This is a genomic window from Collimonas arenae, from assembly GCF_001584165.1.
GTDB classification, from domain to species: domain Bacteria; phylum Pseudomonadota; class Gammaproteobacteria; order Burkholderiales; family Burkholderiaceae_D; genus Collimonas; species Collimonas arenae.
The window spans coordinates 1,533,516-1,558,058 of record NZ_CP013233.1; the positions used below are offsets into that span (position 1 = coordinate 1,533,516).

At 57.7% G+C, this 24,543-nt stretch carries 24 protein-coding genes; 8 read left to right on the forward strand and 16 right to left on the reverse strand.

Features of this window, described 5'->3' with window-relative positions:
* Positions 1-3: 3 nt before the first annotated feature.
* The 15 genes from CAter10_RS07290 to CAter10_RS07360 form a co-directional block, all read right to left on the reverse strand.
* Positions 4-684, reverse strand: coding sequence for an urease accessory protein UreF (locus CAter10_RS07290; protein WP_061535217.1), 681 nt, complete (start codon positions 682-684; stop codon positions 4-6).
* A 16-nt stretch (positions 685-700) separates the two neighbouring features.
* Positions 701-1,216 (reverse strand): urease accessory protein UreE, encoded by a 516-nt coding sequence (gene ureE / locus CAter10_RS07295; RefSeq protein ID WP_061532890.1) that lies wholly within the window; start codon positions 1,214-1,216, stop codon positions 701-703.
* Between the two features lie 23 nt (positions 1,217-1,239).
* The gene (gene ureC / locus CAter10_RS07300) at positions 1,240-2,943 is read right to left on the reverse strand and encodes an urease subunit alpha (RefSeq protein WP_061532891.1); all 1,704 of its coding nucleotides are present in this window, start codon (positions 2,941-2,943) and stop codon (positions 1,240-1,242) included.
* The gene (locus tag CAter10_RS07305) at positions 2,940-3,284 is read right to left on the reverse strand and encodes an urease subunit beta (RefSeq protein WP_061532892.1); all 345 of its coding nucleotides are present in this window, start codon (positions 3,282-3,284) and stop codon (positions 2,940-2,942) included. Before CAter10_RS07305 ends, ureC begins: the two co-directional genes overlap by 4 nt.
* Positions 3,285-3,304: 20 nt before the next feature.
* Positions 3,305-3,607, reverse strand: a complete 303-nt coding sequence (locus tag CAter10_RS07310; protein WP_061532893.1) for an urease subunit gamma — start codon at positions 3,605-3,607, stop codon at positions 3,305-3,307.
* Positions 3,608-3,683: 76 nt separating this feature from the next.
* On the reverse strand, positions 3,684-4,580 hold the full coding sequence (locus tag CAter10_RS07315) for an urease accessory protein UreD (RefSeq protein ID WP_061532894.1): 897 nt from the start codon (positions 4,578-4,580) through the stop codon (positions 3,684-3,686).
* A 6-nt stretch (positions 4,581-4,586) separates the two neighbouring features.
* Positions 4,587-5,285: an urea ABC transporter ATP-binding subunit UrtE gene (urtE, locus tag CAter10_RS07320; protein ID WP_061532895.1), complete on the reverse strand. Its 699-nt coding sequence runs from the start codon at positions 5,283-5,285 to the stop codon at positions 4,587-4,589.
* A 6-nt stretch (positions 5,286-5,291) separates the two neighbouring features.
* Positions 5,292-6,170 (reverse strand): urea ABC transporter ATP-binding protein UrtD, encoded by an 879-nt coding sequence (gene urtD, locus CAter10_RS07325; RefSeq protein WP_061532896.1) that lies wholly within the window; start codon positions 6,168-6,170, stop codon positions 5,292-5,294.
* The gene (gene urtC, locus CAter10_RS07330; protein WP_061532897.1) at positions 6,167-7,306 is read right to left on the reverse strand and encodes an urea ABC transporter permease subunit UrtC; all 1,140 of its coding nucleotides are present in this window, start codon (positions 7,304-7,306) and stop codon (positions 6,167-6,169) included. Before urtC ends, urtD begins: the two co-directional genes overlap by 4 nt.
* Positions 7,303-8,907: an urea ABC transporter permease subunit UrtB gene (gene urtB / locus CAter10_RS07335; protein ID WP_061532898.1), complete on the reverse strand. Its 1,605-nt coding sequence runs from the start codon at positions 8,905-8,907 to the stop codon at positions 7,303-7,305. Before urtB ends, urtC begins: the two co-directional genes overlap by 4 nt.
* A 568-nt stretch (positions 8,908-9,475) precedes the next feature.
* Positions 9,476-10,729: an urea ABC transporter substrate-binding protein gene (urtA, locus tag CAter10_RS07340; RefSeq protein WP_061532899.1), complete on the reverse strand. Its 1,254-nt coding sequence runs from the start codon at positions 10,727-10,729 to the stop codon at positions 9,476-9,478.
* A gap of 457 nt (positions 10,730-11,186) precedes the next feature.
* Positions 11,187-12,269, reverse strand: a complete 1,083-nt coding sequence (locus CAter10_RS07345; protein ID WP_061532900.1) for a calcium:cation antiporter — start codon at positions 12,267-12,269, stop codon at positions 11,187-11,189.
* A gap of 97 nt (positions 12,270-12,366) precedes the next feature.
* A complete protein-coding gene (locus tag CAter10_RS07350) occupies positions 12,367-12,978 on the reverse strand; it encodes a hypothetical protein (protein WP_061532901.1) in 612 nt (203 codons plus the stop codon).
* A 7-nt stretch (positions 12,979-12,985) separates the two neighbouring features.
* Positions 12,986-13,930, reverse strand: a complete 945-nt coding sequence (gene dapA / locus CAter10_RS07355; RefSeq protein WP_061532902.1) for a 4-hydroxy-tetrahydrodipicolinate synthase — start codon at positions 13,928-13,930, stop codon at positions 12,986-12,988.
* Between the two features lie 50 nt (positions 13,931-13,980).
* Positions 13,981-14,211, reverse strand: coding sequence for a hypothetical protein (locus CAter10_RS07360; RefSeq protein ID WP_231879213.1), 231 nt, complete (start codon positions 14,209-14,211; stop codon positions 13,981-13,983).
* Between the two features lie 455 nt (positions 14,212-14,666).
* On the opposite strand from CAter10_RS07360, the gene CAter10_RS07365 reads away from it, so the two are divergent.
* From CAter10_RS07365 to CAter10_RS07385, 5 genes are all read left to right on the forward strand, one after another.
* Positions 14,667-16,958, forward strand: a complete 2,292-nt coding sequence (locus tag CAter10_RS07365) for a glycosyltransferase family protein (protein ID WP_061532903.1) — start codon at positions 14,667-14,669, stop codon at positions 16,956-16,958.
* A 232-nt stretch (positions 16,959-17,190) separates the two neighbouring features.
* Positions 17,191-18,288: a hypothetical protein gene (locus CAter10_RS07370; RefSeq protein WP_061532904.1), complete on the forward strand. Its 1,098-nt coding sequence runs from the start codon at positions 17,191-17,193 to the stop codon at positions 18,286-18,288.
* On the forward strand, positions 18,270-18,761 hold the full coding sequence (locus CAter10_RS07375; protein ID WP_061532905.1) for a hypothetical protein: 492 nt from the start codon (positions 18,270-18,272) through the stop codon (positions 18,759-18,761). The genes CAter10_RS07370 and CAter10_RS07375 overlap by 19 nt, the downstream gene beginning before the upstream one ends.
* A 71-nt stretch (positions 18,762-18,832) precedes the next feature.
* Positions 18,833-19,798, forward strand: coding sequence for a glycosyltransferase family 2 protein (locus CAter10_RS07380; RefSeq protein WP_061532906.1), 966 nt, complete (start codon positions 18,833-18,835; stop codon positions 19,796-19,798).
* Entirely contained in the window at positions 19,795-20,235 is a 441-nt protein-coding gene (locus tag CAter10_RS07385; RefSeq protein WP_061532907.1) for a GtrA family protein, read from the forward strand. The genes CAter10_RS07380 and CAter10_RS07385 overlap by 4 nt, the downstream gene beginning before the upstream one ends.
* A gap of 28 nt (positions 20,236-20,263) precedes the next feature.
* Here CAter10_RS07385 and CAter10_RS07390 read toward each other — a convergent pair whose 3' ends face one another.
* Complete coding sequence (locus tag CAter10_RS07390) at positions 20,264-21,214, reverse strand: LysR family transcriptional regulator (protein WP_061532908.1); 951 nt, start codon at positions 21,212-21,214, stop codon at positions 20,264-20,266.
* 135 nt (positions 21,215-21,349) lie between these two features.
* Between CAter10_RS07390 and CAter10_RS07395 the strand changes: the two genes are divergently transcribed.
* From CAter10_RS07395 to CAter10_RS07405, 3 genes are all read left to right on the forward strand, one after another.
* The gene (locus tag CAter10_RS07395) at positions 21,350-22,588 is read left to right on the forward strand and encodes an argininosuccinate synthase-related protein (protein ID WP_061532909.1); all 1,239 of its coding nucleotides are present in this window, start codon (positions 21,350-21,352) and stop codon (positions 22,586-22,588) included.
* A complete protein-coding gene (locus CAter10_RS07400) occupies positions 22,589-23,338 on the forward strand; it encodes a 2OG-Fe dioxygenase family protein (protein WP_061532910.1) in 750 nt (249 codons plus the stop codon).
* 126 nt (positions 23,339-23,464) lie between these two features.
* The gene (locus CAter10_RS07405; protein WP_061532911.1) at positions 23,465-24,445 is read left to right on the forward strand and encodes a DMT family transporter; all 981 of its coding nucleotides are present in this window, start codon (positions 23,465-23,467) and stop codon (positions 24,443-24,445) included.
* Positions 24,446-24,543 lie beyond the last annotated feature (98 nt).

The following is a 24,543-nucleotide window of genomic DNA, read 5'->3' on the forward strand; positions in this document are numbered from 1 at the left end:
GATTCAGGAACGGTATAGCCGACTGTATTGTTCTTCGTGTTGCATCGACAGCAGCGACAGGCCGGGCGTCCAGTTGGACAATTCGCGGTCGGCCAGGGCTTGCGCGCGGTCGGCAGCCAGTTGCAGTTCGGGTTGCAAGGACAGCAGCAGGCGTTGGCCTGCAACCTGGCCGAGCGGAATCGATTTGACGCACACCAGCACCTGGTTTTCCGCCCAGGAAAACAGCATGCCCAGCAGTGCAGCCTGGTGCGGCACCTGCAGCGCCACTGCGGCGTAGGCGAATGCGGTAGGCAGCGGCAGTTCCGGCTGCGCCTGCAGGATCGCCAGCAGTTCAGCATCGCCAATCTGCAATTCGATTGCCAGCTTGCCCAGCGAGTATCCCATCTGGATGGTTTCGGCGCGGAACTCGGCGCTGTCGCGGGCGGCGATGAAACGTTCCGTCCACAGCTGTACCGTAGCGCCGTCGCGGCGCTCGAAGGCTTGCAGCAAACGCCACAGGATCGGCGCTTCGAATACCGCCACCACTTGCTGCAGGTGATCGCAGATCCAGCCGCGCGCCGACTCGTGATTATTGACCCAACCTTTGTCAATCGCCGTCTCCAGCCCCTGCGAATAGCTGTAGGCGCCGATCGGCAACGATGGACTCGCCAGTTGCAGCAAATGGAGCAGCGCGGGTGCGTGCATGATGTCCGTCAACTTGTCAGCTTGGGTTCTGGTCGCCGGGGCGGTGGATTTTCTGGCGCAACGGCACCGGCGCCAGCAAGCCGTCGTGATGGTGATGGCCGCCGCCGTAAGCGCCGGATTCCGGTTCGAACGCGGCCAGTTCTTCCGTCACAGTGGCTTGCAGGCCTTCCAGCATTTCCTTCAGCACCAGGTCCTTGCGGATGCGCAGGAAGCCGTCGCCGACATGCGCTTGTGTGTGGCGGTTGCCGAGATGGAAGGCGCAACGCAGCAGCGCTTGCGGATTGACGCATTCGACCCGGTAAGTCACTTCGGCAGCAGCCAGGATGCGGATCACGCGTTCGACGCCGTCCTCATCGGATCCTTTCAGCAAATCGCCGTGGCGCAACACCGTACCGCGCACGGTGAAGACGCCGACTTCTTCGCCGTTCGCCAAGTTGGCGCGCAGGCGGCTTTTTTCGCGCAGGTCGTAGGGTAGGCGCAGTTCGCCGTCGATCCTGTCGGCGTGTTCTATCTTGGTATTGAGAGTTAACATCGTGATTCGGTTTCTTCAGTTGTTCAGAACAGGAAATAACGTTGTGCCAGCGGCAGGATGCTGGCCGGTTCGCACACCAGCAGATCGCCGTCGGCGCGCACTTCATAGGTTTCGGGGTTGACTTCCATGTACGGCGTGGCGCCGTTGTGGATCATGTGATGCTTGCGCAGATGACGCACATCCTTGATCGGCACAACTGGCTTGCTCAGCTTCAGGCGTTCGCCGATGCCGTCGTCGTAGGCCGCTTGCGAAACAAAAGTTAGCGAAGTCTTGAGGCCGCCACCGTAGGCGCCGAACATCATGCGGTAATGCACCGGCTGTGGCGTTGGAATCGAAGCATTCGGATCGCCCATCTGCGCCGCCGCGATCATGCCGCTCTTCAGGATGGTCGATGGCTTGACGCCGAAGAAAGCCGGTTTCCACAGCACCAGGTCGGCGATCTTGCCGACCTCGATTGAGCCGACCACATGCGAGATGCCATGCGTGATGGCTGGATTGATGGTGTACTTGGCGATGTAGCGCTTGACCCGGAAATTATCGGCCTTGCTGCCTGAATCTTCAGGCAGCGTGCCGCGCTGAGCTTTCATTTTGTGCGCGGTTTGCCAGGTACGGATGATGACCTCGCCGACCCGGCCCATCGCCTGCGAATCCGACGACATCATGCTGATCGCGCCGATGTCGTGCAGGATGTCTTCGGCGGCAATCGTCTCGCGCCGGATGCGCGATTCGGCGAACGCCACGTCTTCGGCAATCGCAGCGTCGAGGTGATGGCAGACCATCAGCATGTCGAGATGTTCGTCGAGCGTGTTGACGGTGAACGGCCGGGTAGGATTGGTGGAGGAGGGCAGCACGTTACCGTGGCCAACCGCGGCGATGATGTCCGGCGCATGGCCGCCGCCCGCGCCTTCGGTATGGAAGGTGTGAATGGTGCGGTCCTTGAATGCGGCCAGCGTGTGTTCCAGGAAGCCGCCTTCGTTGAGGGTGTCGCTGTGGATCGCTACCTGCACGTCCATGCGGTCTGCCACTGACAGGCAATTGTCGATGGCGGCCGGCGTCGAGCCCCAATCTTCATGCAGTTTAAGACCGATGGCGCCGGCGCGCACCTGTTCTTCCAGTGGTCCCGGCAAGCTGATGTTGCCCTTGCCGAGAAAGCCCAGGTTCATCGGAAATGCATCGGCTGCCGACAACATCGCATGCAAGTGCCAGGGGCCGGGAGTGCAGGTGGTGGCGGCGGTGCCTGCTGCCGGACCGGTGCCGCCGCCGAGCATGGTCGTGACGCCGCTCATCAGGGCTTCTTCGATTTGTTGCGGGCAGATGAAATGGATGTGCGAATCGATGCCGCCGGCGGTGACGATCTTGCCTTCGCCGGCGATGATTTCTGTCGCGCCGCCGATTACCATGGTGACGTCAGGCTGGATGTCGGGATTGCCGGCTTTGCCGATGGCGGCGATCTTGCCGCCCTTGATGCCAATGTCGGCCTTGACGATGCCCCAATGGTCGATGATTACCGCGTTGGTGATGACTGTGTCCATCACGTCTTTATGCATGCGTTGCGACTGGCCCATGCCGTCGCGGATCACCTTGCCGCCGCCGAATTTCACTTCTTCGCCGTAGGTTGCGTAATCTTTTTCTATCTCGATGAAGAGGCCGGTGTCAGCCAGGCGGATGCGGTCGCCGGTGGTGGGGCCGTACATTTCGGAATAGGCTTGGCGCGATATGCTGCTCATTGTTTGATCCCGTCGAGATTGTCTGAAGCGTGTGGCTGCAATGCGCCCATTATCTTGCCGCTGAATCCATACACCATGCGGTCGCCGGCCAGTTCCACCAGCTCGACTGTGCGTTTTTGCCCCGGCTCGAAGCGGACTGCGGTGCCGGCTGCGATGTTGAGCCGCATGCCGTAGGCGTCCTGGCGTTCGAACAGCAGGGCCGGGTTGACTTCGTAAAAATGAAAGTGCGAGCCGATCTGGATCGGCCGGTCGCCGCTGTTGGCGACGGTGACGGTGTTGCATCGGCGGCCGACGTTGAGTTCGATATCGCCGGGCTGGATCAGCATTTCTCCTGGGATCATGAAGTTCTCCGGTTTTTCAACTATGGGATCGGGTGATGCACGGTGACCAGCTTGCTGCCGTCCGGGAAGGTGGCTTCGACCTGAATATCTGGAATCATCTCGGCGATACCGTCCATGACGTCGGCGCGAGTCAGGATCTGGCTGCCGTAGGACATCAGTTCAGCTACGCTCTTGCCGTCGCGCGCACCCTCCATGATGGCGGCGCTGATCAGGGCGATTGCCTCGGGATAATTGAGCTTCAGGCCGCGCGCCAGCCGTCGCTCAGCGAGCAGCGCAGCGGTGAATATCAGCAGCTTGTCTTTCTCTCTCGGTGTCAGATCCATATGTTTTTTTCCAATTTTTACAATGCTCGGATAGTGAAGTGTTTTAGCATATTACGTAGCCGCGCAACATCGAATATCAAGTGTTCCAGATACGCGGTATATGTGCTTCGCGCTCCAATAATTCGGGTCGAATCCGCTGCCACGCCTGCATCATCCATTGCCGGGCCAGTTCGCTGGAGTGTCCCAGATAGCGCAGCACCAGCAGCGATTTGATCTGGCTGGCGCCAACGCCGGCCTGGCCTGCCGATAGCAGGCTGGCGGCGTCGCGCAGCTGTTGCACGAAAGCCGCCGGGAAAGCCTTGCCGGCCACGATCAGGGTGGCGCAGACCGTGCAATCCGCCAATCCCAATCGGCTGCGCATGGCGGCCGATCCACCGCCCAACGTGCCTTGCTCAAACCACAACAGCTTGCCATCGCGGCGGATGGTGGTGTGCTGGGCGATACGGCCGCTGTCGAACGATTCGCCCGAAGCGGTGCGGCCGAAGCACAGGATTTCGCCGCCGATATAACGTGCGTTGCCCTGCAGTTCAACTTGATGGTCAAGTTCGACATCGGCCTGGTCGAAGAAAATGGTTTCCTGTGGCAGCCATTCCAACGTTGCCTTATCGGCAATCTGCAGGCGCACCTGCTGCTGCGAGATCTTGCCGTTGCTTTGATACCACTTGGCGGCACCGGGCGTGGTCAGGAAAGCGTGACCGTGTTCGCCGACCTCGGCCTTGATCGTCAATTGGTCGCCGCCGACCACGCCGCCGGGCGGATGGACGATGATGGCGTGGCAGACCGATGGATGTTCTGGATAGAGCGCCTTCTGCACCCGCAGCGGGCCGTAATGGGCACGTTCGAGCAGGCGTGTAGTGCCGCGGTCGTCGGCAAAGCGCAACGACAGCCAAGCCTGGTTGGCGCTGTTCTGGACCCGTGTCGCAAATGCCGGATCGGCTGCAGGTTGCAGCAGGGATGGGGTGAGGTTGTCCATGCGGCACTATACCGCCAAGTGTCGTTTCACGCTCTCATCATCCATGCCCTCATGGCTGCCGGAGGCCACCACTTCGCCGCGCGATAGCACCACGAAATTGTCCGCCAGTTCGCGTGCGAAATCGAAGTACTGCTCGCACAGCAGGATGCCGATGTCGCCGCGCTGGCGCAGCAGGCGGATCACGCGGCCGATATCCTTGATGATCGATGGCTGGATGCCTTCAGTCGGTTCATCCAGGATGATTAGCTTGGGTTCCGCCAGCAAGGCGCGGGCGATCGCCAGTTGCTGCTGCTGGCCGCCGGATAGGTCGCCGCCGCGACGCTGCAGCATCTCTTTGAGGACCGGAAACAGTTCATAGACTTCATCCTTGATCAGCAACGCCTTTTTGCCGGATTTGGTGGCCATTCCCATCAACAGGTTTTCTTCGACCGACAGGCGAGCGAAGATTTCCCGTCCTTGCGGCACGTAGGCAATCCCGAGCGCGGCACGCTGGTGTGGCTTCAAGTTGGTGATGTCGCGTCCTTCCAGCGTGATCTTGCCGGCGGCGCTGGGCAATACGCCCATCAGGCATTTCAGCAAGGTGGTTTTGCCGACGCCGTTGCGTCCCAGTAGCGCCAGGCATTTGCCTTTTTCGAGGGACAGCGAAACACCGCGCAGCGTGTGCGAGGAGCCGTAGTACTGATTCAGTTTGTCAACGTTCAACATAATTAGTTAGCGCCCAAGATAAACTTCAATCACGCGCTCATCGGCCTGGACTTCCGACATTTTCCCTGCGGCCAGCACCGAGCCTTCATGCAGGACCGTTACCTTGCCTTGCTGGGCGATTTCGGCGACGAAGCCCATGTCGTGCTCGACCACCATGATCGAATGCTTGCCGCGCAATTCGTTGAGCAGTTCGGCGGTGCGGGCGGTTTCCGCGTCGGACATGCCGGCCACCGGCTCATCCAGCAATAGCAACTGAGGCTCCTGCATCAGCAACATGCCGATTTCCAGCCATTGCTTCTGGCCGTGCGAGAGCAGGCCGGCCAGGCGTCGCTCGTTGCCGTTCAGGCGTATCAATCTCAGGCAGGCGTCGATCTTGTCGACCTGCTCTGTCGTCAGGCGCGAAAACAAGGTGCTCTTGACACGCTTGTCCATCTTCATCGCCAGCTCAAGATTTTCGAACACGGTATGCTGTTCGAATACCGTCGGGCGTTGGAACTTGCGGCCGATGCCCGCGTGGGCGATGTCGTATTCGGTCAGCCTGGTGAGATCGATGCTCTGGCCGAAAAAGGCGGTGCCGGCGGTTGGCCTGGTCTTGCCGGTAATGACATCCATCATGGTGGTCTTGCCAGCGCCGTTGGGGCCGATGATACAGCGCAGTTCACCAACCGAAATGTCGAGGTTCAGGTTGTTGAGCGCCTTGAAGCCATCGAACGATACCGTGATGTTTTCCAGGTAGAGGATCGCGCCATGCGTGGTGTCGACGCCTTCCGGCTTGATCCGCGCATACGAGGTGCCATAATCGGCATGGCGGGTGTTGTCGACGTTTTCCGACGGCTGCGCTGGATCATAAATTGGACTGATGCGCGGATTGATCGGTTGGTTCATGCGTCCTCCTTGCTGGCTTCCGGCTTGCTCTTCAAGTGATTTTTCAGTTTCTCCGCCAAGCCCAGAATGCCTTGCGGCATGAACAATGTCACCAGGATGAAAATCAGGCCCAGCGCATACAGCCACAGATCAGGGAAGGCGCCGGTGAACCAGCTCTTCAATCCATTTACCGAGAAGGCGCCAATGATCGGGCCAAGCAGTGAACCGCGGCCGCCGACTGCGGCCCAGATCACCATCTCGATCGAATTTCCGGGCGACATTTCCGACGGATTGATGATGCCGACTTGCGGTACATACAAGGCGCCTGCAATCCCGCACAATACCGCCGACAAGGTCCAGACAAACAGCTTGAACCAGAGCGGGTTGTAGCCGATGAACATCAGCCGCGATTCGGAGTCGCGTACCGCTTGCAGCACCCGGCCCAGCTTGGAGGTGACGATCCAGCGACACAGCAGCAGGGCGCCCAGCAGGAATGCCAGCGTAATCAGGTAGAGCACGGCCTTGGTCGACGGCGCGGTGATCGAATAGCCGAGGATGCGCTTGAAGTCGGTGAAGCCGTTGTTGCCGCCGAAGCCGGTATTGTTGCGGAAGAACAGCAACATGAAGGCGAAGGTCATGGCCTGCGTGATGATGGAAAAATACACGCCCTTGATGCGCGAACGGAAGGCAAAGTAGCCGAACACGAAGGCCAATACGCCCGGTACCAACACCACCAGCGCCATGCAATACCAGAAGTTGTCGGTCATCGACCAGAACCAGGGATAGGTTTTCCAGTCGAGGAACACCATGAAGTCCGGCAGGTTGCTTTGGTACACGCCGTCGCGGCCGATGGCTCGCATCAGGTACATGCCGTGGGCGTAGCCGCCCAATGCGAAGAACACGCCGTGGCCAAGCGACAGGATGCCGGTATAGCCCCACACCAGGTCAAGCGCCAGCGCAGCCATCGCATAGCACATGAACTTGCCGATCAGCGCCACGGTGTAGCTGGAAATGTGCAATACATGGCCGGCTGGGAACCACAGATTAAGTAGCGGCAGCAGCGCCAGGATCAGGCTACCGATCAAGATGCCTGCCCATGCCTGGCGCGAGAACAATGGTGTATTCATTGCCGAGATTTGTGTGGATGCAGTGCTCATTCGACGCTCCTGCCTTTCAGCGCGAACAGGCCTTGCGGACGTTTTTGAATGAAGACGATGATGAACACCAGGATGGCGATCTTGGCCAGTACCGCACCTGCCACCGGCTCCAGGAATTTGTTGACTTCGCCCAGGCCGAAGGCAGCAATCACGGTGCCGGCCAGCTGGCCAACGCCGCCCAGCACCACCACCATGAACGAGTCGACGATGTAGCCCTGGCCGAGATCCGGTCCGACATTACCAAGCTGCGACAGCGCCACGCCGCCGAGGCCGGCGATGCCGCAACCGAGACCGAAAGTCATCATGTCGATCTTGCCGGTGGAAACGCCGACACATGACGCCATGCGGCGGTTCTGCATGACGGCGCGCACAAACAGTCCGAGCCGCGTCTTATTCAGGATCAGCCATACCGCCAGCACCACGAACAGCGCGAAGAAGATGATGACGATGCGGTTATACGACAGCACCAGCGAGCCTAGCACGGTAACGCCGCCGGACATCCAGCTTGGATTGGCGACTTCGACGTTTTGCGCGCCGAAAATTGACCGCACCAGCTGCATCAGCATCAGGCTGATGCCCCAGGTGCAAAGCAGGGTTTCGAGCGGCCGGCCATACAACCAGCGCAGCACCAGGCGTTCCAGCACGATGCCTACCGCGGCGGTGACGATGAAGGCAGCAGGCAGGGCGACCAGCAGGTAGCCGTCCAGCGCGCCGGGGAAATACTGGCGGAACACCAATTGGCACACGTAGGTGGTGTAGGCGCCGATCATCAGCAGCTCGCCGTGCGCCATATTGATGATGCCCATCAGGCCGAAGGTAATCGCTAGCCCGAGCGCGGCCAGTAGCAACACGCTGCCGAGCGATATCCCATAGAACACTTTGCCCATGAAGTCGACGGTGGCCAGGTGGCGGTCCAGTACGCCGAGTGTGCGTACTGCCTCGATGCGCACGGCTTCGTCTGGTTCGGCATAGCTACCGTCGGGATTTTTGCTGAGCAGGTTTTCCAGAGCGGGGCGGATATTGGCATTGGTGCTGCCGGCCAGTGTTTGTACCGCGGCCTTGCGGGTGGCGGCATCGCTGGCGTGCAGGTTGGCGGTGGCGATGACCTGCTGCAGCATGGCTTGAATTTCAGGATCGCTTTCCTTGTGGAGTGCTTTGCTAATCAGCGGAATTTGAGCAGGATCGGCATTTTTCATCAAGTCGATGGCTGCGGCCATGCGCAGTTTGCGATTGCTTGAGAACAGCTTGAGACCGGAGAGAGCGCCTTCGACTACACCGCGCAGGCGGTTGTTGACGCTGATGCCTTCGGCGTCTTCGGGTGTCGGCAGGGTTTGGTCGGTGGCGGGGTTGAAGGCTTGGGTGTCGTCAACGATCAAGATCGTACCGTCGGGCTTGGCGTAGAGGGCGTCGGTGTTGAGGGCGTTGAGAATCTTTAATGCGTCGTCGTTGGCGAGGGCCGCGATCTGGTTGACGGCGGAGATGCGGGCGTCAGGATCGTCGCCAGCCAGCGGCTTGAGCAGGGCGGGGTCGATGGCGGCTTGTGCCAGCAGAGGTTGCAGGCACAAACTTGCGATAAGAATGATTTTTCTTAGGGTTTTCATTAGTTTGTTTTTGCCAGCGGGTTGTGCTTTTTTACTGTCTCGGAATCACACTCAAAAGCAATTAAACGGGGTCAGAGAATTAAATGGGGTCAGAGTCAAATTAATTACACGTAGTTAAATGGAGGCGGAGTTTTTTTTCGGCGGGGTCTTACCGAAAATTACTCTGACCCCTTTTAACGGCTACGGAGTGCGTGCGGTGGTGCATCAGCCTTTTTCGTCTGGCGTTACTTAAAACGGTTGCTACTCCGTAGAAGCTTGCCGGGGGCGGCCCGGCAGCCGCTCACTTTCTTTGCTTCGCCCTAGCCGGGCGCCCGAAAGTAAGCAAAGAAAGGCGATCGCACAGCCGTTGCCCGCCGTTGGCGGGTTCCCAAATGAGCCGCGCGCCAGTCGGATGGGATACAAACTCGCTTCGCTCAAACATGTGTCCCATCATTCCCGACTGTCGCACGGCTTATTTGGCAACGTCAGCATGCGAAAAGTCAAAGGCAACTGCGACGTCAAAAGCAACGGCAACTTCAACCGCAACCGCAACTACAACGTCAAAAACAAACCTCGCTGCGTGCCTCTATTAGAGTTTTTGCTTGCCTTCATTCCCCGGAATGTAAGGACTCCAAGGTTGTGCGCGGATAGTGGTTTTGGTTTTGCTGACTACGTTGAATTGGCCATCGGCTTTGATTTCGCCGATCATCACGGGTTTATGCAGGTGATGGTTGGTGGCGTCCATTTCCAGTACATAGCCGGACGGGGCGTTGAATTTCTGGCCGGCCATGGCGGCGATGACTTTGTCGGTGTCGGTGGACTTGGCTTTTTCTACTGCCTGTTTCCACATGTAGATGCCGACGTAGGTCGCTTCCATTGGGTCGTTGGTGACTACCGTGCTGGCGTTCGGCAGGTTCTTGGCGAGCGCGTAGGCTTTCCATTTCTTGATGAACGCGGCGTTAACCGGATTCTTTACCGATTCGAAGTAATTCCACGCTGCCAGGTGGCCAACCAGCGGCTTGGTGTCGACGCCGCGCAGTTCTTCTTCACCTACCGAAAATGCGACGACCGGAACGTCGGTCGCTTTCAGGCCGGCATTGCCGAGTTCCTTGTAGAACGGGACGTTGGAGTCGCCGTTGATGGTGGAGATCACAGCCGTCTTGCCGCCGGCGGAGAATTTTTTGATGTTGGCGACGATGGTCTGGTAATCGGAATGGCCGAACGGTGTGTAGACTTCGTCGATGTCGCTATCCTTGACGCCCTTGCTGTGCAGGAACGCGCGCAGGATCTTGTTGGTGGTGCGCGGGTAGACATAGTCCGTGCCGAGCAGTACGAAACGCTTGGCGCCGCCGCCTTCTTTCGACATCAGGTATTCGGTGGCAGGGATTGCTTGCTGGTTCGGCGCAGCGCCGGTATAGAACACGTTTTTCTCCAGCTCTTCACCTTCGTATTGGACCGGATAGAACAATAAGCTGTTGAGTTCCTTGAACACTGGCAACACCGATTTGCGCGATACCGAGGTCCAGCAGCCGAACACTACCGATACCTTGTCCTGGGAAATCAGCTGTCGCGCTTTTTCGGCAAACAGCGGCCAGTTGGAGGCCGGATCGACCACGACAGGCTCCAATTTCTTGCCCATCACGCCGCCATTGGCATTGATCTCATCAATCGCCATCAAGGCAACATCCTTGAGTGAGGTTTCGGAAATCGCCATGGTACCGGACAAGGAGTGCAGGATACCTACCTTGATGGTGTCCGCAGCAAAAGCAGAAGGCAGCCATGAGCTTGCGGCAAGTGCGAAAGCGCCGAGTGCGGTGGCTTTGAGAACGGTGCGACGTGACATGATTTTCTCTCCCTGTAAATGAACTCTAGAAATAGAACTAAAAACGGACCAAGAAAGCAGCGCGCCCAACAGCAGGCAAGAACGGGAATGCGTTGACTACCCAATTCCTATAGCAGAATGCATGCCAATCAGATGGCAAGGCGAGACGCCACGTTTTCAGAGCTGGAGCTTGAATTTTGGGCAATGTTGGCGCAACGCAGGTTGTGCGCGCCCACAATTGGTGAGATGGCTTGTTGCTGCTGTATTGATGCACCGACGTGGTGCCGAAAGATGGCACGGCACCCCGTTGGGGCGTCAGGAAACCTGAACGGTGCAAAAAGGGGGCGCGCTAGCCCGCAGTCTGGCAGGCGTGACCTGTTTCAGGACATGAATGGCGAGGTCGGATGGGTAAAGCGGGTTGCTGCGGCGGGACCAGGCAGTTGATCCAGTTCCTGCCGCAGTAATGTGGTGCGATCGCTTAGGGGACGATGGTGGTAAACAGATAGACAGCAAAAATCACCAAATGCACTGTGCCTTGCATGACAGTGGTGCGGCCGGTGCCGAGGGAGAACGTGGCGACGATGAAAGACAGCAACAGCAGCACAGTAGATTTGATATCCAGGCCAAGAGTCAGGGTCCAGCCTGTAGCGAGCGAGACGATGGCCACTGCCGGGATGGTCAGGCCGATGCTGGCCAGCGCCGATCCGAGCGCCAGGTTGAGGCTGGTCTGCAAACGGTTGGCGCGCGCCGCCCGCACTGCGGCCAGCCCTTCAGGCAGTAGCACCACGGCGGCGATGATAATGCCGACCAGCGTTTTCGGCGCTCCGACGCTGGCGACGGCAGTTTCCAGCGTCGGCGCCAGCGATTTCGCCAGCAGGACCACAGCGCCCAGGCAAATCAGCAGCAGCACACCACTAATTGCAGCCACTTTCACCGATGGCGGATCTGCATGCACGTCTTCATTATTGATGGCTTCTTCCGGCAGAAAATAATCTCGATGTCGCACCGTTTGCACCAGCACGAAGGTGCCATAGAGAATCAGGGAGATGATCGCAATAAACCCTAGTTGGCTCGGCGTGTAGAAGGGACCTACCGCGCTTGAGGTGTAGTTCGGCAGCACCAGCGTCAGTACAGCAATGGCCGCTAATGTGGCGAGCGAGGCGCTGACCCCAAGCAAGCCGAAACTTTGTTCCTTATGGTGGCTGGCGCCAACCAGGAGACAAATGCCGACGATACCGTTGAGGATGATCATGATGGCTGCAAATACGGTATCGCGCGCCAGCCCTGTGGTTTCCTTGCCGCCGGCGAGCATCAGCGACACGATCAGCGCCACTTCGATCAACGTAACCGCCAGCGCCAGCACCAGAGTGCCATAGGGCTCGCCGACCCGATGAGCGACCACTTCAGCGTGGTACACAGCGGCCAGCACGCTGCCGAGCAGGCCGATCACCAGAAGTATTGTGTAGGCGCCGCCGAAGTTAAAAGTGGCGCCGCCGAGAAACAGCCAGCCGGCAAGCGGGGCTGCAACGGACCAGATAGGGAGGGAGGTTGAAATTTTCATACGCCGATTTGACACGCACCGGACGTTTTTTGCAAGTATTGATTAATTACCATCTTTTTGCCGGCCGGACCGCGGCGTAGCCACGAGGCTTTGAGGGTCAGGCGCAAACGGCGGCGCAGCCGGCGTAGATGGCGTGATACAGGCTGCCGACAGATGTATTGTCGGTCCTGCTTGCGGACATTTGAAGGAAACGGATATTTTCTATTCGCTCCGATAGTGTAGAGACCAATGCCTGTCCGGCCGCGCTTTGCATATCGTCGACCAGTAGCAGCACCGGTAAATCCGGGTTCCAGGTTCTGGCGGCATGGACGGTGGAGAGCAGATGCCGATCCGTGTGCCATTGGCTGGCCTGGATAGAGAATATGGCCAGTTGCGCCGTCGCCAGTACATAGAGTGAACTGGCGTCCTCCAGTTTCGGCATGTCGACGATCACGTCGTGATACTGCATGCTGGCCGACGCCAGTTCCGCTGCAATATCGGCGGCGCCGACTTCGCGCAATTCAGCCGCGGTTTTGATTGCCGTCGCCACCCAGCCATCGGCTGCGGCAATGTCTGGCTGCTGGCCGTTCTGTGGCGCAGCCGTTTTCTTGTAGATAAACAGAACGTCGCGCCCGGCCCGCGCCCGACGCCGGGCAATCGATGCCGCCAAGGAATTGAGTGGGTCGGATGGGCCAACGGTAGATGTGCGGGATGAGATGGTCAGAATCATGATGCGTTCATCTCACTAGCCCCAGGCGCCTGGATTCGCTGGCTTTATGCGGTTCAGGTTTGCCGTTTTTTTCCGCAGCTGGAATCGCCATCATTTTTTCCAGCGCCTTGCCCAGTTTGACCAAGCCGGTTGCCGACATCGGTGTCATCGGCAGTCGTAATTCATCCTGCAACAAGCCCTGCATGGCCAGCGCGGCCTTCAACGGCGCCGGATTCGGTTCTGAAAACAGTACCTGGATCAACGGCAGCATTTGGTTGAACAACGCACGTGCAGGCGCGACTTGTCCGTCGCGGACCAATCCGTGCAAGTGAACAAACAGATCAGGGCGAATGTGGGCAGCAGCGGAAATCGCTCCGTGACCGCCAAGACAAAGGGTGCTGAACAGCATGGCATCGTCGCCGCACAAGACGTGCAGTCCGGTGCGATTGATCAGTTCCGCAGTCTGCGCGAGATTGCCGCCGCATTCCTTGATGGCGACGATGTTGGTGCAACGCTGCAGCGCGATCACGGTACTGACATCAATATTGACGCCAGTCCTGGATAGGATGTTATACAGGATGAGCGGGCTTTCCGCAGCGGCGGCAATTGCTTCAAAATGCAGGCGTATGCCTTCCTGCGAAGGCCGCACATAAGATGGTGCGGAGATCAGGAATCCGTCCGGACGAAGAGCATTCAGGCGCGTCACCTTTTCGGTGACCGCGCGCGTATCGCTGCCACTGATGCCCATCACCACCGGGCAACGGTCCTGTACGGCTTCCATGACGGCGCATAGCATCTTGTCCTGCTCATGTTCGTTCAGCGTAGCGGCCTCGCCGGTGGTGCCGCATACGACCAGGCCGTGGGTGCCAGCGCCGGACAGGCGCAATGCAAGTTGCTGGGCGCTGTAAAGATCGAGTTTGCCTTGGCGGAAAGGCGTGACGAGGGGAACCCAAATACCTTCAAAGGTGGTCATGGTTTTAGCTTGCAATGTGGATTGATGTTGTTTGAGGCGACCGGTTGCGCTCAAGTTGGCAGCAGCGGAGTGATGCGTCCGAATTCGGCTTGCGGCAGTGTACGCAGGATATTGCCGATGACGGAATCGATGGATGTCTTGCTCAGACACAGCCAGAATTTCATTTTGGTTGCGTGGTCGACTGGTTTGACGCGCATATAGATCAGCAGGTCGCCGCAAGTGCTGACGATGACGCGCCGCAATTCTGAAACCGATGCTGCATCAACTGTGATGCGCATCATGAAATCTTTTTGAGTTGGAAGAGATTTGCCGCGATTGGAGTCGAGCTGGAAGTGCGATGCAGATGCTTGCATTTCCATTGTTTCTTCATCTGGAAGGAAAGAATGGCGCCATGTTGATGCTGCTGAAATTACCTGATTCATAGAGGATATCTACTGGTCGTTTTGGTAAGTACAGATTAGCAGGCAGCACGTAAAGATTCTCTAAAAAGGGATGGCGCGGTTGTAAACGCCGCATAAAAAAGCCATTTCACTTTCAAAGAGGCTTAGTCGATTGCCGACATTGTCCTAGTGGATGGGCACTAAGCATTGTTTTTGTATGCTTGATAAGTTGTAGCTGGGATAGAATTGGTGGTCGATCTTTGTCGATGCTGGACGGCTTGACGCTGTGGCCGGCGATATGAAATTCCCTGTAAAAGAGAGGGTTTGTCCAAGGGTGGAGATGTGTTTTTTGTAACATGATAAATAATAAAAAATCCCTGATCGTATTTTTCGTACTGCTCTTGTTCGCCGTGGTTTTCTGGTGGCCGACCCTGATGGATGGCAAAACGCTGGTGCACGGCGATTCCGTCATCCACGGTTTGCCGCTGTTCGATTTCCATGTCAGATTCCTGCATGGCGGCGCTACACCTCTATGGAGCGACAAAGTATTTGGCGGTCATCCGCTGTTTGCTGAAGGTCAGGGCGGCTTTGCCAGCCCGTTCAATATCCTGCTGGCCTGGCTGCTGCCGCCGATAGTGGGTAGCAATATCTTTCATCTGTTGTGCATGCTGATTGCGGGGACGGGCGTTTTTGCGCTGTGCCGTCTGCTGGGAAACAGCGTCTGGTCGGCCGGTTTTGCCGCGCTGGCGGTGGCTTTTTCCGCGCTCTGGATCCAGGAACAACAGAACCTGACGATATCCGGCACGTTGGCATGGGCGCCATGGGCGTTGTGTGCGATGGAAGCCTGGCTCAAGAGGCCGACGGCCAGGCAAGCGGTTTTGTTGGCGGTAGCGGCGACCATGATGATCCTTGCCGGCTATCCGCAACTGGTACATGCAACCGTGCTCTACATGGTGCTTTCCCTGTGCACCATGCCATTTTCGGCGGATGGCAGGACGCTCTGGCAAGTCCAGCGACGTCAACTGATAATGACTGCGCTCATCGCGGGATTGCTGTTCCTTGCACTCTCTGCGGTCCAGTTGCTGCCGCTGCTTGAGCTGGCGTCGCTATCGCATCGCAGCGGCGGTGTCGGCATCCCTTTTTATTTTTCGCCGATGTCGATCCTGCGCGGCTTGCTATACACCCGCGACCAGCTGGCATTTGCTCAAGACCAGGTGGATCAGTTCCCCGTGGTCGGCAGTCTGCTGGTCTGCATCTGCGCCTCGCTGTTTCCCGTATTCCGCTCGTCATGGCGCGCCAAAGGCCATCTGATTGCCGTGTTGATTTTGATTCAACTGGGTATCGGCAATGCATCGCCGTTGTTCCGTCTCCTGTATGACTGGCATCTTGTACCGGGTCTGCATTTCTTTAGGACCACCCAAGCTTATCTGGAGATCGCCATCATCGGGATCGCCGTGTTGGCGGCTGGCGCCATCGATGGTTTCAGCGACTCTCTGCGGCAAGCTGGATCGGGCTGGCTGCGCAACAAACGGATGTGGATCTGCGCGGTTCTTTTTGCCGCCGCCTGGACCTTTCTGGTGGCGATCAGTTATGTGCCGATGGCGCCGTGGCAGCATTTTGCCATCGTCGCCGCGGCGTTGATTGCCTGCACGGTATTGGCTGCTCGCGACAAGTCGGCGCATATCCCTTTCCTGATGTTTACGCTGCTAGCGCTTGAATGCATGACGCTGCGGCTACATGTCTTCCATTTCGGTGATGTGGCGCTGTTGCAGCGTCCTGCCACTTTGCAGACCTTGTCGCAACATTACCCGGTGCAGGATGCCAAATTCCTGAATGGCAGTATCGCGGTGTCCTATGCTATGCGCAACTCCAAGACAGATGGTCTGGATACCGCCATGCAAACCGCGTTTTCCTCGATCCCGGCGCTCAGCAACCTGCTGTGGGATATCCCATCGGAAGACGGTGCGCTAGCCTTGCCACTGCGCGCGCGGACAATGTTGAATCCCTTGTTTGTCGATGAGATGGACGGACGCAACCGCACCGCGCCAGGCCAGCGGGCAATCGATGTGCTTGGCATCCGCTTCATTTCCGCTGACCGCCAGCTGACTGCGCCCGATCTGCGGGTAGCGGTTCATGATGAGCGTCTAGGCACGTGGATCATGGAAAACACGGCCGCGCAGCCGCTGTTCCAGACCTTCACTCGTTTCCGCACAGTGCAATCCGACGAAGAGGCATTGCAGATGCTGGCAACCCCGCGCCCAACTGAGCTGATCGTCGAAGCAATAAAGGGGCAGCCACTGCCGCCCATATCCGACACCGATAACGATCCTCGCGCCATCAGTTTTGCCATCCTGACCCGGCAGCCGACTTTCTACGCATTCGATGTCGATGCCAGCCGGCCTGGATGGCTGTTCCTGGCGGACGCCAATTATCCCGGCTGGCGCGCCACTGTGGATGGCCGGGCAGTGCCGGTATTCAGCGCCCAGCTGCTGGGCAAGGCAGTGGCGATCCCGGTTGGCAAGCACAAGGTTGAACTGTATTTTTCATCATCGACTTTCCGTTACGGCTTGCTTTTGTCCCTGCTGTCGCTGGTGATTGCGGTGGCCGTGCTGCTGCGACCTTTTCTTGGGCGGCGAGGAGAGGATTGAGGCCGTGTTCGATCCGCGGCAGGCGCGTAGAAGATAAGGTGATAACGAAACCGGCTTGATTGGTCGGATACTGCTTGACCGGATGTACCTGATCGATAAAACTCCCGAAGTTGGCCCGTCGATTGGCTGATTAAATCAACGGATGCATCGCAAAATGGGTTATTCAATGTTTTTCAAATAAGATCCGCGAGGTCTGATGAAGAATCAATGATTTGAAAGTTGGGAGTATCTGGTGGCAAGAAAATTACCGATCTGGGTCTTCATCGCCACTGCATTGGTCTTTTATTTGGGCGCTTATTTGCAGCACCCCGCGCTGCCGGGCAACAATCTGACTTACCCGGAAGGGTGGTGGGGATGGTTCGATCAAGGTGAATATCTTAAAGCGACCAAAGCATTCTTTTCCCTGAATTTTGATCCTGCAAATCATCGTTATCCTCCGCTCTATCCGTTGCTTGGAGCGATCTTCTATAAATGGTGGCCCAACCATCCCTATTTTTTCGTCAACGGCGCGGCACTCCTGTGGTTTGTTTTTGTGTACGCGCGCATCGCGGACCGTTATGTTCCGCGCGTTGCGTCCTTCGCCTTGCTGACGCTTTCCCTGTTCTGCAACCGCGAAATACTTGCAAATTTTGTGGTCCCTTGGACCACGGCTGTTACCGCTGCAGTTTATGCATTTGCCTTGTACGGGTTGATGAAACTGTCGGATGCCGGCGAAGCCGATAACAAGCATGATGGACAGCGGGCATGGATGGCTTTCGTTTACGCGGCAGTCGTTAGCTTGCTGGCCCTGGCGCGGCCGATTGATTCGGCCTTGGTTGCCGTCTTTTTCCCAGCCTACCTTTACGTTGGTTATCGGGGCGCCAGTGGCGCGCCATTGAAGCAACGCCTTCGCCGCATCGCGTTCATGGCAGTAGGTCTTGGGTTTGGTTTTTTGATTGGCATCCTGCTGTATTTGATTTTCAATCAGATCGTGTACGGCGCCTTCCTGGGTGGATATTTCCAGGCTACCGCATCCGCGAGCGGATATTTCCCGTCGCAGTTGTTCCGTAAAATATTTTCGCTGGTGTTTGATGGCGGCACTGTTTTTCTTGAACAAAGAAGCGGCTTGATTTCGCATTATCCCTGGTTGATATTTTCAATCCTGGGAATGTGCTGGTGTTTTTCCGTGGCGATTGGCTGCTGCGAACCATCGTGTTGGCGATTGTTTTTCAGTTTTGTCTCTATGCTCCTTATGGAGACCTCCTGCCGAATGGGCTTTGGCGTTACCACAATGTGCATTATTTCAAATGGGCATTTCCGTACCTGGCCCTGTTGGCCTGGCTGGTGGTGAGTTGGGTGTTCTCGGGTTCGTGGGCGGCCAACGCCAAAAAGTGGATGTTAAAATCCGGGGTCGTGGCCGCAGGCACGGTTTTGCTGCTGATGCCGCGCTATGAGGTACATTCGGCGCCTGGCGACATTCAGTTGGCAAGTGCAAGTCCCGGCATTCCTGATGTTGGGTTTCAACTTCGATTTGCGCCAAGCCGAATTGACTTCATTGATTTTTCCGGGCTTTCCGGTGGATTTGCCGAGGTCTACTTCGGCGAGCATCGGGTTTGGTATGAAGGGAAGGAACTGCAGAAGGTACGAGATTTTCGGCTTTTGCCAGCGCCATGGGGAGTTCGCCTTTTATTTAATCGTCCCATCAACACGGACCAGCTTGTGTTTGCGCCCGGGGCGGGTGTGGCGGAAGGTGCCGGCGGAGTATCGATCAAGATCAGCAGCTATGCATTTCATCTAGGTCGCCCGCGGTTGTTCCATGATTAATTTGCGAAATTAGCTTACATAAGCTGAGAAAAAAGCCACTGAGCTTAGAGATAAAAACGGGACTATGAAACATGCTGAAAAATGAAGCGGTAGAGAAAAATGTCGCAGTTATCCTGCCGGCTTATAACGAAGAATTGACGATTGAGGGCACGATCCGAGCCTTCCGTGAGGCATTGCCGGAAGCCGCCATCTACGTCATCAACAACAATTCCCGCGATCGCACCGGCGCCATTGCGAGCCAGGTCCTGCAGGAACTGGCCTGCCAAGGCGGGATTATCGATGAAAACCGGCAGGGCAAGGGCAGCGCGCTCAGGCGTGCATTTATCGACATCAATGCGGATATTTATGTGCTGGCCGATGCCGATCTGACTTATCCGGCAGACCAGGCGCGTGAACTGATGGAGCCGGTGCTGCAGGGCCACGCCGACATGGTGGTCGGCGATCGCCAGTCCGGCGGCGACTACGCGCGCGAGAATCAACGCTCGTTTCACGGTTTCGGCAACGGCCTGGTGCAATGGATGGTGAATAAGCTGTTCCGCGCCAAGCTGGTCGATATCATGAGCGGCTATCGGGTTTTCAGCCGCGATTTCGTCAAGACCTATCCGGTGCTGGCCGAAGGATTCCAGATCGAAACCGACATGACGCTGCATGCACTGCACAAGCGCATGCGTATTGTCGAAATTCCGGTTGCCTACAAGGATCGCCCGAGCGGCAGCGTTTCCAAGCTCAACACCTTTTCCGACGGCACCCGGGTGCTGTTTGCGATTGCCCAGATTTTCCGCTATTACCGGCCGCTGGCTTTTTTCAGCGTGTTGAGCCTGGTGTTGCTGTTGCTGGGTTTGTTGGCTGGGGCGCCGGTATTCGATGACTGGATCCAGTATCGATTCATTTATCATGTGCCGCTGGCGATCCTGGCCACCGGCATGTGTGTGGCGGCGGTGATGGCTTTGGGTATCGGCTTGGTCCTCGATTCGGTCGCGCACCAGCAGCGCATGGAGTTTGAGTTGCGCTGGCTGGCCCGTTCGGAACGCCGATGACTCCTGGCTTTCTGAAAAACATCCGCTGGCTGCCGGCCAGTGCGTTCGGCTTCGTGGTGGTAGGCGGCATTGGCTTCGTGGTCGATGCCTGCCTGATGATGGTGTTCTACAAGTACGCCGGTTTGCCGCTTTACCTGTCGCGGATACTATCTTTCCTGGTCGCGGTGTTCGTCACCTGGCTGTTGAACCGCAGCTTCGTGTTCGTCACGACAGCAACAACACGCGCTCCGGTGCGTGCCAAGCGGGAATACGCAGGCTATCTCGCCGTGCAGACCGCCGGCGCCTTGTTAAACCTGGGGATATTTTCTGCCTTGATCGCTTGTTTTCCCGTATTGCATGCCTATCCGGTCGTCGCTTTGATGGCCGGTTCGGGAACGGCGATGGTATTCAACTACCTGAGTTTACGGCGCTGGGTATACCCACATCACGACAACTGACGGTCGGCCGCCGCCGTATCTACAACGATTATTTCGCAGCCGCCAGACGCCGCCGGTCCAACGGCTTCAGGTCGGCCTCCATATGCGCTGCCAGGTAATCGATGAAGACCCGCATCTTGGGTGCCAAATAACGTGTTGGCAGATATTGTATAAAGGCAGTCCCCTGATAGGCCGCAACAAATTCCCATTCGGTCAGCACGGCCCGCACCAAACCTTGTTCCAGCGGAGCGCGGGCGATGAAATAGGGCAGGCAGCCAATTCCCAGGTTTTGCAACACACCTTCCAGCCGCGCCTCGCTGTGATTGACGACGTAGCGTCCGCGCACCTTGATGATGGTTGATTCGCCTTGGCGCAGGAAGCGCCAGTCGGAATCGCCCGGCGTTTCGCCCAGGTACAGGCAACTGTGTCCGCACAGGTCTTGTGGTTCTTTCGGTGTGCCATGCTGCGCCAGATAGCTGGGGGTGGCGCACAGAACTTGATCGATTGACATCAATGGCCGGGCCACCAGGCCGTCGGCCGGCTGGCCGGTGATGCGGATCACCAGGTCGGCATCGTCGTTGATCAGGTCGACATGGCGGTCGGTCAATATCAATTGCACATCGACTTCCGGATATTTCGCCAGAAAGCCGGGGATCAGCGGCGTCACCACCGATTTACCGAACGCCTTCGGCATGCCAACCCGCAGCAAGCCTTGCGGGATCGCCACGAACTTGTCCGCCACTTCCATCGCCGCCCTGGCGGCGCCCACCATTTCCAGGCAGCGCTGGTAAGCCTCACTGCCGGATTCGCTCAGGCGTAGCTTGCGGGTGGTACGCTCAAGCAGCCTTACCGAGAGCGCCTGCTCCAGCCGGGATACCTGGCGGCTGACCGCCGAGGGCGTCATGCCCAGTTCAAGCGCGGCAGCCGAAAAACTCCCGGTTTCCACTACTCGTACAAAAATCGCCATATCCGGCATCAGCTTGATGTATCGATTAGCCATTTATTCCCACTGAGCACAAGTGTTGTTCTGAATCGATAGATTATCGTAATCGGCAGAATAAAACATAATAAGTTACACGAAGAAATATTTTTCGATTAATGAATACTATCTCGTATTTGCATGCCCGGAGCGCCCATGATTCAGCCGCTAAAAAGAATACGCAGCATTGACGATCTGAAAAGTGTCGCCAGTCGCAGTGAGCACGTCCTGACTTTGTTCAGCGGGGGATTGGATAGTACCTATGCATTGAAAAGCCTAGTCGACAGCGGTTGCCGGGTGACTGCACTGACTGTCGATTTGGGCGAGGGAGTCAATGTCGCCGACCTGCAGCAGATCACTGCGCACTTCGGCGCAGAACTGTTGGTGATTGACGGTCAGCAGGCATTTGCCGAAGACGCCGTATTACCGGCGATCCGCGCCAATGCCCGCTACATGGGGATCTATCCGATCAGTTCGTCGCTGTCGCGGCCAATCATTGCCCGCTTCGCAGTCGAGACGGCGAAGCGCCTGGACTGTAATGCCATCGTCCACACCGCCAATCAATCGCAGAACAGCCTGCGTCGCCTGAACGGCGCGATTGCGCAACTTGGTTATGTCGGCTATTACGGGACACCGTATGAATACACGGCGATTTCGCGCGAAGAAAAAATTGAAGCATTGCGTGCGGCCGGTTTGCCGCATTTCCAGGCGCGCGGTATCAGTGGCGACGCCAACCTGTGGTGCCGCGAGTTCGAGTCGGGCTCGCTCGACAATCCGGAATCGTTCTGGGTACCGGAATCGTTGTTCGACTGGACATCGGCACCCGATCCGGGTCTGGCTAGTGTCGACCTGTCGGTGTCTTTCGATGGTGGCCGTCCAGTGGCGATTGACGGCGAAGCACTGCCGCTGGTCGAACTGATTGCCCGCTTGAACCGGCGCGTCGGCGCCTTCGGCATCGGCCGTTATTGTGGTCTGGAACATCTGGAGCAGGGCGAGAAAGTATTGGAAGTGCGCGAAGCGCCGGCCGCCATGGCCCTGCTGGAAGCCTATCGCCATCTGGAAACCGCAGTGCTGGACGCGGAACTGCTGCGCGAAAAATTGCGGATGGAGCAGCTTTGGGTGCGCGAAGCGATTGAGGGGCGCTGGTTTACGCCGCTGCGCGTGGCGACCGATCGCTTCATCGTCGAAACCGCACAATACGTAACCGGCACCGTCAATTATCGCCTGCGCGCCGGCGCCGCCGACGTCTGCGCAATCAAGGCTGCGGCGCCGCTGTACCTGACCGATCGCGACAGCTGGGAAAAAGACATAGCGGCGCAGCGTTCCAGTCGTCAATTGTCGTTCACGTCGAATCCGCTGATCGATGTGAAAAAGATGCTGGCCGAGGAAAATTAAATGGAAATCGATGCCTTGGCGCCGATCAAGCTGGCGCCGCCCATCATTGATCATCTGAGCAGCGAGGTTGAGGCACGCTTGTTCAGTGTGCTGTCCGGCAGGGCGTTGCAGGCCGCTTGCGATGTCGACCCCGCAACCTGGGACGAATTTGCCGCATGCTGGAATAATCTGCCTCAAGATCGCTACATGGGCGACAACGGCAGCTATCGTTTCCGCCGCTACGGCGCATTCGAGCTGGACCATGCCGAAGGCGTGCTGCACCAGTTACCGCATGGCCCTTATCAGCAACCCGGTTATATCAATAAACTGAACGGCGATGTGGCGCGCCACTTCGAGCCGCTGGAACGGCATTTTGTCGAAAGCCCGTTTTTGTCCGGCCTTCTGCTGTCGCTGGCCCAGGTGTTCGACCAGGTGCAGGGGCGGGGCGGAAGATGGAATATCCGTCTGCATCCGTACCGGATCCGCGCCAGTGCCCACACCCCCGGTAATCCGACGCCTGAAGGCCTACACCGGGATGGTGTCGACTACATCGTCACCATGATGGTGCGTCGGCATAACGTGCTTGGCGGGGAAACCTATATCACCGATGTCGCCGGCAAGCTGATGTGCCGTTACACCTTGACGGACCCGATGGACCTGATGCTGGCCGACGACGCCAGGACCATGCACGGCGTCACCAAGGTACTGCCGCTGGAGCCGAAGCGCGAAGCCTTCCGTGACGTGCTGGTGATTGCCTATACGCGAACCTGATCGAGATTCATTCCTGACCCCATATCCTCGGTGCTCCCGCCGTTTGTTCCGTTCTGTAATCCCCGTGGGCGGAACCTTTTTTATACCAAATGATAGTGCTGTGAGCGCTATCAGGAGTGAAGCGAAGTGACGAAATCATTCACCAACTCATCTGTAAAAAGCCTGTGGGTCGCCGACCTGCTGCTGTTGCTGGTAGCCATCGTCTGGGGAACCAGCTATGGCGTCGCCAAGGAAGCGTTGGCGTATTACCCGGTGATGGGTTTCCTGGCGATTCGTTTCTGCATGACTTTCTTGCTGCTGCTTCCCACCTTGCACCAGCTGGCAAGGCCGGAAGGGCGCGCCGCGCTGCGCGCCGGACTGCCGCTGGGATTGATCTTGCTTGCCATATTGATTTGCGAAACCTTTGGCGTGGCGTTGACGCGGGCATCCAACGCCGCTTTCCTGATCAGCTTGTGCGTGGTGTTTACGCCGTTTGTTGAGTGGCTCGTGATGCGGCAGCGTCCGGGCGGCAGCGCCTTTCTGGTTGCTTTCGTCTCGCTGTTCGGTACCTGGCTGCTGACTTCCGGCAGTAACCTGACTTTCAACCTCGGCGACGGCCTGATGGTGGCAGCGGCGTTACTGCGGGCCTTGATGGTGTGCATGACAAAGCGCCTGACGCTCGACAAGAACATGGCGACGCTGACGCTGACAGCAGTGCAGTCGGGGGTGGTAGGAATCGGCAGCCTGATCGTCGCCGGCGTATTCGCGCAAGGCGGTTTGCCGCCGCTTCCGACGGATTCCGATTTTTGGTTCGGGACGATTTATCTGGTGCTGTTTTGCACGATCTTCGCTTTTTTTGCGCAGAACTATGGCGTCCGGCGGACCAACCCCACACGGGTTTCTCTGCTGATGGGAAGCGAACCGGTATTCGGTGCGCTGTTTGCTGCGCTGTGGCTGGGCGAGAAGCTCAGCACCATGTCCTGGATTGGTGGCGCGCTGATTGTCGGCGCCACGCTGTGGGCGACTTTGCCGCGAACCTTATTCAGTCTGAGCTGGATTGTTGCGGCACGCGACATCAAGCCGGAGAACAGCCCGATTGTTGGCGCCGGCATTGATCCCGGCCAGTAAAGCAGGATTCAGGCGCCGCAACAGGCTGAATCGCTTATGTAATGAAACATGTAGATCGATATGAAAAAATATCACGATAAATGATATTGCCATGCGGA